This window comes from Bradyrhizobium sp. 157 (assembly GCF_023073815.1).
Classification (GTDB): Bacteria; Pseudomonadota; Alphaproteobacteria; order Rhizobiales; family Xanthobacteraceae; genus Bradyrhizobium.
The window spans coordinates 115071-127722 of the sequence record NZ_JADPKF010000111.1; the positions used below are offsets into that span (position 1 = coordinate 115071).

Genomic DNA, 12652 nt, shown 5'->3' on the forward strand with positions numbered 1-12652 from the left:
AGCGTTGCACGACAGGCAAACGCTCTCGAAGGCTTGGTCAGAAGCGGCGATGATTATCTTTCTTGGATTTGAATTCGGCTAATATGTCAGCGGCAGCACTCGTTGCACAATTGCGCCGAGGCAAACGAGCACCACGAGCAACTTAAGCAGATTTGCTAGTCGACCGTCGGTGGCGAACTTGTCGATGGCCCAAAAGCAGATTGCGCCGACGACGACGATTATTAAAACCCCAATCAAAACTGAAATCATCGCGCCCTCGTTGTGTTGCCGATCTTCATTTCGCCTTCGCCTTCAGCCCCAGCTCGACCAGGCGGCGGATAGCTTCGGGGCGATCGAGTTTCACATCCTGAAGGGCGACCCACTCGTCAATTGATCGCATTTCGGACTCAGTCCACTCAGGGTTTGGGCTGCTCGCCAGCGCTTTTTGAGCCATCCCTTTTGCAGCGGCTACGGACGCCGTGATTTTGGCTGGGGTGCTTTCTTTCATCGGATCTTCGCCTTCTTCGCTGACTCAACCCTGCGGCGGCTTTTCGTGCGAGGGTTCACCCTGGGGGGCCCTTTGTTTCGCTGGATTTCTGTCACCATCCTATCGTGTTTTCGAATCGATGGGGAGAATAGACGTGGCGATAGGTACAGTGAAGTGGTTCAACGCGACAAAGGGCTATGGATTTATTCAGCCCGACAGTGGCGGCAAGGATGTCTTCGTGCACATCTCGGCCGTTGAAAAAGCGGGACTGAGCAGCCTCAATGAGGGTGCCAAGGTGAGCTACGAAGAAATGAGCAACCGTGGCAAGACGTCCGCCGAAAATCTGAGAGTCGGATAAAATAAATTTTGTCGGCTCGCTGGCATCTGAAATGGAAACGGCCCCAGCCCTCACAATAACTGGGGCGGTCGTTCCAATGCGCCAAGTCAAAGGGGGCGTCGGATGACTGGCGCCAGCATCAACGCGCCTAGCTGCCTCCCGTTCCCATTCGCGCCGGTTCGAACAACGGCCTGATGGGGCACCCCAAAGATCCGATTGGACACCCAATAGAGTAGGTACGAGGTAATCTGCCATTTGCTATCAAGTGGATGTGCCGAACCCAGTTTGTTTCTCGGCACTGACGCATATTCCTTACTTACGGCCCCAGCACCCCAAAGCCCGCTGGGGCCGTATTTTAGTTGGCGGCGTCCTACAGTCTACAGCGATCCGAGCACCTGCCAGATGATCGCCAGCGCCAAAATAACGACCATCGCGTATGCGGTCCTGCGACCGATGCGGTTCATTCCAGAACCTCATACTCAAAGGCTACGCCTTCGGGGTCGTTTTCCTCAAACCATCTTTCAGTGGCGTCCGTGGAGGCGAAGACCTTGATGTGCTCGGGGTCGCCCGCGTCATGAATATGCTCGAACACTTGACGAAGGTCGCGCATATCGAACCACTGCCCCCAGCCGGGCATTTCCTGTGATGATCAACTTCGGTCTTGGCGATGCCGTGAGCGGCCTTACCCGGTTTCGTCATCCACGGCGTCTATGACCTCGTATTCAAACACGGCGCCTTCAGGATCGTTCACCAGAAACCACTCATCGGCAAGGTCCGAGTTTGCAAACACCTTGAGATGGTCACGGTCGCCGACCTGCTTGCTGGTATCTACGTAAATCCAGACCGTTTTCATTGGTCTCTCTTCAGCTTCCGGCGCGCCCAATGATATTTTTTCCCTGGCTCGGTAAACTCGCGGACATGGCCGCGGTTCAACGCCCGCATGAACGACCGTGAAATCGAGATCCTTTTCAGGCGGCTTCGCCTTTACGACCAGCTAGAGCGCAGGGCGGAAGGGCTCGTCCGCACAATCCAGAGAGTAATCAAGGAGCGTTATGGGCCTCACTCACGTTCGTTCCGAAATCGAGCACATGCGTGTCCAGGTCGGAAGGCAGCGTAAGGAAATCCTCCAGCTTCAGCGCCGGCATATCGACTGCAGCGGCTGAACTTTTGCTGCAAAGAATGCTGGCGAAGATCGAGGGCCTCTGTGACGAGCGGGACCGGCTGAAGAAAGGGGAGGGCGGCCCAACGACGGGGCGCGTGCTTGGCGGCCGGAGCTGGTGATGACAGAGCCCTTGAAATGGTACGACGAGAGGGCGGACAACTCGCCATGGATCGACGCGCTTGCCGAAGTGCGGCAGCGGGCAACGCGAGAGGGTTACTGCTATTAGCACGTCCAAGCGATCACAGTGGCGATCGATCAATACGCTGAAAAGGCGCGGGGTAACCGCGACTATTTCCTCAACAAGCCATACAGCATTGGTGGTGGCAGGAACGATCACCTCCCTTGATTGTTCGAGATTTCTGAGAACTGCGCAAGAATGCCCGCTTTCCGGCGGTGTGAGTTGAGTTATTGTCAAAGCGCACTCAGATGCCGGGCTTCATTAAACCCCAGCTTGCGACGCTGAGGTAAGGCGCCGAAGAGCGACCAGTGGCTCCATGAGATCAAGTACGACGGTCACAAGAGGGTTTACACCGGTAACGGGCTAGACTGGACTAAACGCTTCTCCACCATTGCTGGCGCCCTCGATATTCCGGGTCAAGCAATCATCGATGGGGAGGTAGTGATCGTCCATGAAGGGCGCACCAGCTTTTTCGAACTTCAAGCCGAACTTGCCGCGGGCAGACAGGATCGACTGGTCTACTATGCATTCGACCTCCTCTCGATGGAGATCTTCGTAAACTCCCGCAGATTGAGCGCAAGCAACTCCTGTTAGACCTGCTTGGCGAAAACGACGTCGAACTTCCAGTGCTCTTTTCCGAACATCTCGTTGGCGACGGGCAGAAGATGTTTGAGCATGCCGCCAAGCTGAACTGGGAGGGCATCATTTCAGAGCGGGCAGATGCGCCATATCGATCAGAGCGACATGAAGCGTGGCTGAAAATCAAGGCTGTGCAGAAGGGGAAATTCCCTGTCGTCGGTTTTGTCAAAGACCCTAGCGGCGTCGCGGCGCTGTACCTCGGCAAGCGGGAAGGAAAAGATTTAGTCTACATGGGCAAGGTGGGGACTGGTGGTCGCGCACTGTCTCTAGCCAGATCAGAAAGCAACTCGACACCGTGGTCAGCCCGAAGTCAAAGCTGACCAGACCCATCAGGAAGCCGAAGACGACATGGGTTGAACCGAAATTCTTCGCCGACGTTGAGTACCGGGATATCACATCGGAAGGTCTACTACGTGCCAGTTCGTTCAAAGGACTTTCTCGGGATGATAAATCCTGATTGTCCCACCTGCTTCGGCGTTGGATGGGTATGCGAAAATCATCCCAAGCGGTGGCACTGGTGCTCGGTGACGTCCGTTCATAGGGGGAACGGACTCCAGGTCACGAACGCAGTGTGCCGCAGGGCCTATGCCAGCCTCATCCGTCCATTAAAACCCTCTCGCGATGTCCTCTGTAGCAGACCGCCCAAGCCGCTCTCAGTGAGGCCGCCATAAGCTGGTCGTGTGTTCCGCGGTCCCGTGTCGCAAGTCCGTCGCCCAGCACTCTGCTTTCAATGGTATGCGATGGACTTGCGACAACTAGCGACGCCGAAACGCTCGGAGAACGCAGCATTGAGGACGGCTGTCGATGTCGACCGCTTCAGATCTGGATAAATCTGGGATATTAAGCGATTACCAATCGTTCAAAGGTCCCACGCCAATGCCCGCGTTACCCAAAGCTAGTTACGAGTTGGTCGCTCAAGCCCTAGCGGCGGGCAAGAGTCAGCGGGACGCGTACAAAGCTGGTGGGTACGTCTATAAGCCAGCGAACGCACACCGGCTCTGCACAAGCCCCACAATCGCCGGCCGGGTCCATGAGATCGTTGCCGACCGGGTCGAGAATGAGCGCAAAGCACGCGAAATAGCGACCAAAAAGGCAGGCCTGGATGAATCATGGATCATTGAGCGGGCCAAATATGCGGTAGAACTCGCCCTCCGCGGATCACCAATACTCGATAAGGACGGTCGGTTAACCGGCCAGTTCGACGGCAAGCGCAATTTGAAAGCTGCGGTCGACGGTCTCCGACTTTGCTCGGATTTCCTAGGAATGCGGATCCACCGCCAGGAGATTGGAAGACCGAACGAGTTTGCTAGGATGTCGGACGCCGAGCTGCATCTAGAACTCGAGAACCAAGCTCGGGCCATAGGCTTATCCGACAGAGCGATAAATGAGATCGCCGCCCTTCGCGGCGACATGGCCAAACATTGATCGGAATTTTTTCTGATACCCGCCTTGCGCCATGCTGCACGCGATTCCAATTCAGAACAGAGCCACGACCGAAGAGAGGCGAAGCGCACCAGCAGAAACAGCAAAGATGGGGTCGCTGGATCTTCATGCGAAATGAGCTCCCAAGCTAGCTTTGATGCGAGCGCTGATGTGGATATTACGGCCGCGTCCTAAGCCATACTTCCTTACGGACATGACCGATTGCCGAGCCATTCGAGAATGGTAATCCTTTTCGACCGATACTTCAGCACCGCTCGCCAGCATGTCGGACGCGGATGACCGAAGCTTGCTGCGACAATAATTTCTGTGCCTTCAGCCTTCTACCTATCCGGCACTCTCCGAAAAATATTTGGACTTAATGACCGATATGTCGAGGAGGTTAGCAATCTGCCAGAGTTGCTCGCCGATGAGCATGAAGCGATGTTCGCTGATCTGATCGCGAACGCGGCTACGCCCGTTGTTCAATTGATCCCTGGCCTAAACCGTGGGGCTGGCCCGCCCCCGTTGGATTCGGCACGTTTGCGTCGTCTCCTATGCCGACGACTTCGCTATCCTCAGTCGCGGTTGCGCGGCGGAGGCATTCTCGCTGTAGAGTGGCGCGATCTCCCCGTCGATCCAGTCCCAATCGACCTTGCCGGCGAGCTGAACCAGTTCGTGCTTCAGATTGATGATCAGGTCGACCGCGCCCGGAACAGATCGCCTTCACCCATCGCCTTGTGCGGCTTCGGTCGCATCGTCCCCCGATGCGGACAGGGAATCCTGCTTCGCCGACCAAGGGAATCGCAAAAATCAAATTGCAAGGTTAAGTCGCAGCAGCCCGCGAAACCTTGCGATTCCAAATCCGCTTCCAAACTGAAAAACGACCCCTAACCGAGCCTTTGCCGGTTAATCACGGACGACTATTCAGAGGACATCTGATCTCAGCTCCGTTTCAGTACAACATTTGAAGAAAGCGACCCTGCCATCGGAATGGCCGCAAATTCCCGATCCGCCACGTGACGAAATATCAACGCTTAGGACAGGTGCGTCTCCAACAATAATCCCGATGAGTTGTCCGGTGGCGAGTTCCCAGAGCCGCAGGGTGTTGTCCGGTGAGGCCGAGATGGCGCGGTCGTTTGGCAGCGCCACGACGTGGCTGACCCCCCTGGAATGTCCTTCGAGGACGCGCACGCATTGCCCGGAGGCGAGGTCCCAGAGCCGCAGCGTGGCATCGTCAGAGGTCGAGATGGCGCGGTCGTTTGGCAGCGCCGCGACGCGGGTGACCCCGCTGGAATGTCCTTCGAGGACGCGCGTGCATTGCCCGGAGGCGAGGTCCCAGAGCCTTAAGGTGCTGTCGCCAGAGGCCGAGATGGCGCGGTCGTTTGGCAGCGCCGCGACGTGGGTGACTCCCCAGCCGGAAAGTACTTCGGTGCCCCCCGAGCCGGAATGTCCTTCGAGGACGCGCAGGCATTGCCCGGAGGCGAGGTCCCAGAGCCGCAGGGTGTTGTCGTCAGAGGCCGAGATGACGCGGTCGTTTGGCAGCGCCGCGACGTGGTTGACCCCGCTGGAATGTCCTTCGAGGACGCGTGCGCATTGCCCGGAGGCGAGGTCCCAGAGCCGCAGGGTGTTGTCGTCAGAGGCCGAGATGACGCGGTCGTTTGGCAGCGCCGCGACGTGGTTGACCCCGCTGGAATGTCCTTCGAGGACGCGTGCGCATTGCCCGGTGGTGAGATCCCAGAGCCGCAGGGTTCTGTCGTAAGAGGCCGAGATGGCGCGGTCGTTTGGCAGCGCCGCGACGTGGGTGAGCCCGCTGGAATGTCCTTCGAGGACGCGCAGGCATTGCCCGGAGGCGAGGTCCCAGAGCCGCAGGGTGCTGTCGGAAGAGGCCGAGATGGCGCGGTCGTTTGGCAGCGCCGCGACATCGCGAATGGAGCTACTATGACCGACAAATACCTTCAGACAGGCTTCATCTCTGTGATATCCACCAAATTTCGGTGCAAGAGCGCCGCGCCGAACTAACTCGATGGATAGTTTGTGGGCATAGCCGCCGACCTCCGACGTCGGGTCTGCGTTCAGACGGCCGACCAGGTGCTCGCGGACGAAACTCGGATACACCGCGAACACATCGCCGTGGCGATCGAGCACATGGCGGATCGCAGTCGCTATTTCCCGATTGCTCTTCACGACCGCTCCTCGCTAGCGAGGGCGCGATCATAATCCGCGATCAAGTGAAAGACCTGATCACCTCCCCGCAAACGATGCTCGATCCAGTCGGGATCGATGAGCATGTCGAAGAGGTCGTCGTGCCTGGCCGCTCCAATCAGATGATGAACCATGAACCGACGAAAATAGTCCCCCCCGGGCCGGTCATCGTTCGCAAAAAGACGGCCGCCGAACCGTTTTTCCAAGCCTTCTACCAGCGTGCGATGATCTAACTCCGGCACCTTGTTCAGAAAGCTGACGAAGTCCCGTTGCAGGTCGTGCATTGTAACGGTGGAGCGCTCGGGATTTGCGTCGTCCACGTGAAACGTGAGAAGAGCGGTGTCATCCAGACGGGCTACGAGCCGCCTGCATCCGAGACGATCAACCAATTTGCCTGCCAGAATTTCGATCGCGGCGAGCGGGATTGGGGTGTCTTCCGGGAAAATCGCGAGCCGCCCCAGAAATTCTCTGTCCGATTCCTTCAAGAAATCAAACGAAGCCGACAGGATCCGAAAGATACTGGTTTCCTGATCGGGAAAGGACTGGGAACGCCGATAGTTCGGGACCGACGCGACGATGTCATCTACATTGGCTCTGTTGAATCGTTCGAGGATCAATTCGGCCTCGGTTGGATATTGTGCGAGCATCGAACCCGCCACCACGATCGCCAGCGCGTGCCGATTGCAGTGCCTCAAAACGGCTTCGGCTGGAGAGGACAAGATGATGTTCGCAGGCAGATTGGCGTGCATCCGGAAGAGTTCGCCCGCCTCGCCTTCGGTCAGGAGTTCAACATCGCGGACGGCCACGCCGCATTCATCAAATCCGGCGCGGCGGCGGCTCGTGTAGACGACTGCGCAGCCCTCGGCACGCAACTGAAAGGCTTGGACCGCTAACTGCGTCCACACGTCATCAACGATGAACAACATGCGGCGGTTCGCGAGTTCCTTCTCGATTGCCTGTCGCATTCCATCCAATGACTGGTAGCGTTCGATACGTCCGCCGAGCCGCGTCAGGAGGCTCGCTTGCAACGCTTCGACGTCCTGGAGCGTCTTGTTTTCGCCGACTGAAATCCACTCGATGCCATCATGGAAGTGACGGCGGACCCAATCGTCCTCGGCGACAAGACGCGCAACGACGGACTTGCCGATTCCACCCATACCGCGCAGGCCGACGAGTCCGACCGATTTCGATCTGTCCATCAGCATGGATTTGATCGCCTCGACCAATGGGACGCGGCGCGTGAGCTTTGCGGGCAGCTCAGGGGCGCTCGGGAGCGGCACGCGCGCGTGGAGCCTTTCGGCGAGATTGCTAAGATCGGGAATGTTTTCAAGAAATTCCAGGATCATCCGGCCCGGTATCAAGAACCCCGTCCGGCCCTCACCGGGATCACCTTCCGCGACCAGGCCGTGGACTGAATCGGTGTCGGGATCAAACAACGGCGAGCCACTGAAGCCCGGCTGCACACGATATTGCGCGTTTGGCGCAGCGTCGATTTGAATCCAGTGGTCCGCGACTCCGCCGATGACCACGATATTCGACCAGATGCCATCGGGGTGCGCCTGCGGAAAGGCGAACAAAGTCATTTCGTGTCGCGGCGTCCATGCGCCGGGATAAATGCCGCAAGATTTCTTCCAACCTGGAAGAGCCTCAGTCAATTCGAGTACCGCCAGATCGCGCACGCCCCGATCACCTGGAACGGAGCACTTCCCGCGCCATGCGTTGGGCCGCAGCCACGCGGTGAGCGGATTGCCGCCCGACCACGGAATCGTGCGCAATTTGATGCCAACATCGGTGCAAGGATCAGCGTCCCTTTTGCCCGTCGTCGCCTGCGCGGCTATGTGCGTGCAGGTGATCACATGACGGTCGTCGAGAACGAGTCCCGAACCAATGGGTTTGTTACCATCGCCGAGAATGGCGACCTGGAATGCCTCATGGAGACTGGCTGACATCTCAGGAGGTCTTTTTGTCGTTTGGCTTCTTCCACTTCATTGTCACCTTGATTGCGCCCTCGGCCGATCCCTGCACAATCAGAAGGTTACCGTTTGTCGTAAGCTTTGCCGACAGCTCAAGGGTCGTCTCATCCGCGGTCTCTTGCATCTGAGTCAGTTGCGCCTGAGCAATTTCAAAAACGCAACGGAATTGATCGAAGGCATTGGCGAGGTTAGCGACGACTTCGGTCCCAACGCTAGCGGAGGCGCGGCCTTTCGGGCGTTCCGCGTCTACCTCGATGGCTTCAACCCAAATAGTCCCCTTTGAATTGCCGAGATCAACTTTGATTGCCATGGCCATGATCGGACTCCCTCTTCGTCGGCAGAACTCCTGAAACGCCTGATCTGATCCGAAATGACATCACGCGGCCGCCCAGGTCGCCAACAACGGCGAAGTCTCCGCTGCCCGTTGTTGCAAGGCTTATTAGAGGGTCATCTCCTGTGAAGGAGGCCAATGTTTTGCCCGACGCGGGGTCCCAGAGCCGCAGGGTGTTGTCCTCAGAGGCCGAGATGACGCGCTCGTTTGGCAGCGCCGCGACGTGGGTGACCCCGTCGGAATGTCCGCCGAGGACGCGCGTGCATTGCCCGGAGGCGAGGTCCCAGAGCCGCAGCGTGGTGTCGGAAGAGGCTGAGATGGCGCGGTCATTTGGCAGCGCCGCGACGTGGGTGACGGAATTGGAATGTCCTTCGAGGACTCGCGTGCATTGCCCGGTGGCCAGGTTCCAGAGCCGCAGGGTAGCATCGTGAGAGGCTGAGATGGCGCGGTCGTCTGGCAGCGCCGCGACGTGAGTGACCCCGCTGGAATGTCCGTCGAGGACGCGCGTGCATTGCCCGGAGGCAAGGTCCCAGAGCCGCAGGGTCTTGTCGTGAGAGGCGGAGATGGCGCGGTCGTTTGGCAGCGCCGCGACCTGGGTGACCCCGCTGGAATGTCCTTCGAGGACGCGCAGGCAGTGCCCGGAGGCGAGGTCCCAGAGCCGCAGCGTGGTGTCGAGAGAGGCCGAGATGGCGCGGTCGTTTGGCAGCGCCACGACCTGGGTGACCCCGCTGGAATGTCCGTCGAGTACGCGCAGGCATTGCCCGGTGGCGAGGTCCCAGAGCCGCATGGCGTCGAAAGAGGCCGAGATGGCGCGGTCGTTTGGCAGCGCCGCGACCCGGGTGACCCCCCAAGAATGTCCTTCGAGGACGCGCAGGCATTGCCCGGTGGCCAGGTCCCAGAGCCGCAGGGTGGCGTCGGAAGAGGCCGAGATGGCGCGGTCGTTTGGCAGCGCCACGACCTGGTCGACCCTGCTGGAATGTCCTTCAAAGACTCGCACGCGTTGCCCGAAGGCCAGGTCCCAGAGCCGCAGCGTGTTGTCGTCAGAGGCTGAGATGGCGCGGTCATTTGGCAGCGCCACGACCTGGGTGACGGAATTGGAATGCCCTTCAAGGACTCGCACGCATCGCCCGGTGGCCAGGTTCCAGAGCCGCAGGGTAGCATCGTGAGAGGCTGAGATGGCGCGGTCGTCTGGCAGCGCCGCGACGTGGGTGAGCCCGCTGGAATGTCCGTTGAGGACGCGCGTGCATTGCCCGGAGGCGAGGTCCCAGAGCCGCAGGGTCTTGTCGTGAGAGGCGGAGATGGCGCGGTCGTTTGGCAGCGCCGCGACCTGGGTGACAAAGTGTGAATGTCCGTCGAGGACGCGCACGCATTGCCCGGAGGCGAGGTCCCAGAGCCGCAGGGTGCTGTCGCATGAGGCCGAGATGGCGCGGTCGTTTGGCAGCGCCGCGACCTGGGTGACCCCGCTGGAATGTCCTTCGAGGACGCGCAGGCAGTGCCCGGAGGCGAGGTCCCAGAGCCGCAGCGTGGTGTCGAGAGAGGCCGAGATGGCGCGGTCGTTTGGCAGCGCCGCGACCTGGGTGACCCCGCTGGAATGTCCATCGAGGACGCGCGTGCAGTGCCCGGAGGCGAGATCCCAGAGCCGCAGGGTGGTGTCGAGAGAGGCCGAGATGGCGCGCTCGTTTGGCAGCGCCGCGACCTGGGTGACCCTGCTGGAATGTCCTTCGAGGACGCGCGCGCATTGCCCGGTGGTGAGATCCCAGAGCCGCAGGGTCTTGTCGTGAGAGGCGGAGATGGCGCGGTCGTTTGGCAGCGCCGCGACCTGGGTGACAAAGTGTGAATGTCCTTCGAGGACGCGCGCGCATTGCCCGGTGGTGAGATCCCAGAGCCGCAGCGTGGTGTCGGAAGAGGCCGAGATGGCGCGGTCGCTTGGCAGCGCCGCGATGTGGTTGACGGGGGCGAAATGTCCTCTAAAAGTCAGGTGATTCGCGCTGTCCCTACCCAATCGGATGTTTCGCGGCACTAGGATTTGGCTAGAGGTAATGATCTCTTCGATTTGCTCCAAATATTTGTGTCTCTCCACGCCATCTGCCGGCAGGCGCACCAAAATCTGTTGCCGCGTCTCACGAGGATCGATGATCGAAAACACATCGCGGTGCTGTGCGAGCATGTCGCGGATCGAACGGGCAATGGTCCGACTGCCGAAGCGCATATTTCGGTGACTCCGATATCGAAGCCTTTGCGGGCAACAGCATCGCTCTATCTTGTACTGAACGTGTCAAGTTGGCAACAAAGGTGCGTAGGTTGCAAAAAGGCCTGGTCCACCCAAGCTCCATAAGCCTGTCATCGGTCCCAATAGTTGATTGTCCACGAAAGGGCTCGAGACGTTGCGCGCGAAATCGCCAAGACTGAGGCCTATGAAGGTCCCGGCGAACGGAAGAAGATCGAGATGCTCTTCGCGCACCTCAAGCGCATCCTGCGCCTCGACCGTCTCAGGCTAAGAGGCCCGTTGGGCCGCTCGAGACGAGTTCCTCCTTGCTGCCACGGCCCAGAACCTCCGGAAACTCGCAAAGCTGATCCCAATCCCTGTGCTCCAGCCCGCTTAAGCACAATCAAGCATCCGTGCGCCGGTCGCATTGTCCGATCCAGGATCGCTAGTTCGCGGACTTCTTCAACACAATCGGGGAAAGCGGACCTCCAGGTCACGAACGCTATGTGCCTAAGGCCTATGGCAGCCTCGCCCGTCCATTCAAACCGCTCTCGCGATGTCCATGTAGCAGACCACACAAGTCGCTCTCAGTGAGGCCGCCATAAACTGGCGTGTGTTCCGCGGTCTCGTGTCGCAAGTCCGTCGCCCAGCACTCTGCTTTCAATAGTATGCGACGGACTTGCGACAACTAGCGCGCCGAAACTGTTAGAGAGCGCAGCATTGAGGACAGACTGTCGATGTTGACCACTTCAGATGTAGATAAATTTGCGATATTGAGCGATTGCTAATCGTCCAAAGCTTTCACGCCAATGCCCACGTTACCCAAAGCTTCGCTTCGCGGATCAAGGGCAGCGCTGGTGCCTGAAAGGACCGTTGAATTGCCGGGGGATCACCTGGCTTGTCAATCATGATGATCGCGCCATGTTCTGAGATTGACCAAGAGGATCGTGCAGCGGTGAAGCTCGCCGCGAGCCGCTTCGCCGGTCGGCCCTTGTAGTTCTTCATGTAACTGACATCGACGCCGCTTTGGCGAGCAGGTGCATCTTCTGTTTGGGCTTTAGCTCGTCGAGCAAGGGGAAGTCGCCTGACACTTGGCAAAAATAACCCTCGGCAAGCTCTCGTCGCCTCGTACAATTGCCGAGCCGCAAATCTCATTTCGCCATTACTTCACCGGCCGCTTCGTTGGCAAGCCGCCGCAATCTCTCTTCGAACGTCTCTCAATCCTTGCTGTAAGGAGCGTGGTGCGCGGCTATTTGTTTTGCGACTTGGTCAGCTAGCTGCCGTACTTTGATGGGGCAGGTAGGCGGATCATCACGGAAATAACGCTCCGCGAATGCTCCAAGCTGCACCAGCTTGGGACCGTGGTCGGACAAAAATCCAAAATTACTTGTCGGTCTCATTAACCCGCGACCCCCTGCCGCAGAATGCACGATACCTAAGATTTAGCTAGGCCGGGGAGACTACTCAACGGGACTTGGGATACCTTGGCGTTGGGCTAGATGCCCTCAATTCCCTCAGGTGGTTACGCGGTGGTTCCTTTGAGGAGCGGCAGAAACGATCTGTCGCAATCGATCAACCAGATGATAGTAAATTCAATGGCTTAACTGGTGCCGCAAACAGGACTCGAACCTGTGACCCCGTCATTACGAATGACGTGCTCTACCAACTGAGCTATTGCGGCGGACCGAAGCGGCGTTCCGGGGTGAGCCGCGAACGCCCGCACCTGATATCGGGCA

At 58.8% G+C, this 12652-nt stretch carries 13 protein-coding genes, 1 tRNA gene and 2 pseudogenes; 5 read left to right on the plus strand and 11 right to left on the minus strand.

Translation table 11 applies throughout. The features are described 5' to 3' along the window. Positions 1-78: 78 nt before the first annotated feature. Positions 79-249 carry a hypothetical protein gene (locus IVA95_RS34695; RefSeq protein ID WP_154070762.1) on the minus strand — a complete coding sequence of 57 codons (171 nt, stop codon included), beginning with the start codon at positions 247-249 and terminating at the stop codon, positions 79-81. Between the two features lie 25 nt (positions 250-274). Continuing rightward, positions 275-487: a hypothetical protein gene (locus IVA95_RS34700; protein ID WP_247514603.1), complete on the minus strand. Its 213-nt coding sequence runs from the start codon at positions 485-487 to the stop codon at positions 275-277. A gap of 133 nt (positions 488-620) precedes the next feature. Here IVA95_RS34700 and IVA95_RS34705 point away from each other — a divergent pair, with 133 nt between their 5' ends. After that, complete coding sequence (locus IVA95_RS34705) at positions 621-824, plus strand: cold-shock protein (protein ID WP_247514604.1); 204 nt, start codon at positions 621-623, stop codon at positions 822-824. A 439-nt stretch (positions 825-1263) separates the two neighbouring features. Here IVA95_RS34705 and IVA95_RS34710 read toward each other — a convergent pair whose 3' ends face one another. Both IVA95_RS34710 and IVA95_RS34715 read right to left on the minus strand, forming a co-directional pair. After that, on the minus strand, positions 1264-1440 hold the full coding sequence (locus IVA95_RS34710; protein WP_247514605.1) for a hypothetical protein: 177 nt from the start codon (positions 1438-1440) through the stop codon (positions 1264-1266). Between the two features lie 45 nt (positions 1441-1485). Further along, entirely contained in the window at positions 1486-1656 is a 171-nt protein-coding gene (locus tag IVA95_RS34715) for a hypothetical protein (RefSeq protein WP_247514606.1), read from the minus strand. 1113 nt (positions 1657-2769) lie between these two features. Between IVA95_RS34715 and IVA95_RS34725 the strand changes: the two genes are divergently transcribed. From IVA95_RS34725 to IVA95_RS34735, 3 genes are all read left to right on the plus strand, one after another. After that, positions 2770-3102 (plus strand): hypothetical protein, encoded by a 333-nt coding sequence (locus IVA95_RS34725; protein WP_247514607.1) that lies wholly within the window; start codon positions 2770-2772, stop codon positions 3100-3102. Beyond that, on the plus strand, positions 3057-3239 hold the full coding sequence (locus IVA95_RS34730; RefSeq protein WP_247514661.1) for a hypothetical protein: 183 nt from the start codon (positions 3057-3059) through the stop codon (positions 3237-3239). Before IVA95_RS34725 ends, IVA95_RS34730 begins: the two co-directional genes overlap by 46 nt. A 347-nt stretch (positions 3240-3586) precedes the next feature. Further along, the gene (locus IVA95_RS34735; RefSeq protein WP_247514608.1) at positions 3587-4207 is read left to right on the plus strand and encodes a hypothetical protein; all 621 of its coding nucleotides are present in this window, start codon (positions 3587-3589) and stop codon (positions 4205-4207) included. A gap of 597 nt (positions 4208-4804) precedes the next feature. On the opposite strand, the pseudogene IVA95_RS34740 reads toward IVA95_RS34735, so the two are convergent. From IVA95_RS34740 to IVA95_RS34760, 5 genes and pseudogenes are all read right to left on the minus strand, one after another. Next, positions 4805-4959, minus strand: a pseudogene (locus IVA95_RS34740) (IS5/IS1182 family transposase); the annotation flags it as partial. A 169-nt stretch (positions 4960-5128) separates the two neighbouring features. Next, positions 5129-6388, minus strand: a complete 1260-nt coding sequence (locus tag IVA95_RS34745) for a WD40 repeat domain-containing protein (protein ID WP_247514609.1) — start codon at positions 6386-6388, stop codon at positions 5129-5131. Next, a complete protein-coding gene (locus IVA95_RS34750) occupies positions 6385-8355 on the minus strand; it encodes an NB-ARC domain-containing protein (RefSeq protein ID WP_247514610.1) in 1971 nt (656 codons plus the stop codon). The genes IVA95_RS34745 and IVA95_RS34750 overlap by 4 nt, the downstream gene beginning before the upstream one ends. Position 8356: 1 nt before the next feature. Then, a complete protein-coding gene (locus IVA95_RS34755; protein ID WP_247514611.1) occupies positions 8357-8695 on the minus strand; it encodes a CU044_2847 family protein in 339 nt (112 codons plus the stop codon). Then, a complete protein-coding gene (locus IVA95_RS34760) occupies positions 8673-10919 on the minus strand; it encodes a WD40 repeat domain-containing protein (protein WP_247514612.1) in 2247 nt (748 codons plus the stop codon). Before IVA95_RS34760 ends, IVA95_RS34755 begins: the two co-directional genes overlap by 23 nt. A gap of 153 nt (positions 10920-11072) precedes the next feature. On the opposite strand from IVA95_RS34760, the pseudogene IVA95_RS34765 reads away from it, so the two are divergent. Beyond that, a pseudogene (locus tag IVA95_RS34765) lies at positions 11073-11313 on the plus strand (transposase); the annotation flags it as partial. Positions 11314-11717: 404 nt separating this feature from the next. On the opposite strand, the gene IVA95_RS34770 reads toward IVA95_RS34765, so the two are convergent. Then, positions 11718-11921, minus strand: coding sequence for a hypothetical protein (locus tag IVA95_RS34770; RefSeq protein WP_247514613.1), 204 nt, complete (start codon positions 11919-11921; stop codon positions 11718-11720). Between the two features lie 600 nt (positions 11922-12521). After that, positions 12522-12597: transfer RNA gene (locus tag IVA95_RS34775), tRNA-Thr, on the minus strand. Positions 12598-12652: the final 55 nt, after the last annotated feature.

Coding starts and splice junctions, on each gene's coding strand:
- IVA95_RS34760 (WP_247514612.1), bottom strand. CDS start 10,919: ATGCGCTTCGGCAGTCGGACCATTGCCCGTTCGATCCGCGACATGCTC.
- IVA95_RS34715 (WP_247514606.1), bottom strand. CDS start 1,656: ATGAAAACGGTCTGGATTTACGTAGATACCAGCAAGCAGGTCGGCGAC.
- IVA95_RS34710 (WP_247514605.1), bottom strand. CDS start 1,440: ATGCCCGGCTGGGGGCAGTGGTTCGATATGCGCGACCTTCGTCAAGTG.
- IVA95_RS34700 (WP_247514603.1), bottom strand. CDS start 487: ATGAAAGAAAGCACCCCAGCCAAAATCACGGCGTCCGTAGCCGCTGCA.
- IVA95_RS34770 (WP_247514613.1), bottom strand. CDS start 11,921: ATGAAGAACTACAAGGGCCGACCGGCGAAGCGGCTCGCGGCGAGCTTC.
- IVA95_RS34695 (WP_154070762.1), bottom strand. CDS start 249: ATGATTTCAGTTTTGATTGGGGTTTTAATAATCGTCGTCGTCGGCGCA.
- IVA95_RS34750 (WP_247514610.1), bottom strand. CDS start 8,355: ATGTCAGCCAGTCTCCATGAGGCATTCCAGGTCGCCATTCTCGGCGAT.
- IVA95_RS34735 (WP_247514608.1), top strand. CDS start 3,587: ATGTCGACCGCTTCAGATCTGGATAAATCTGGGATATTAAGCGATTAC.
- IVA95_RS34755 (WP_247514611.1), bottom strand. CDS start 8,695: ATGGCCATGGCAATCAAAGTTGATCTCGGCAATTCAAAGGGGACTATT.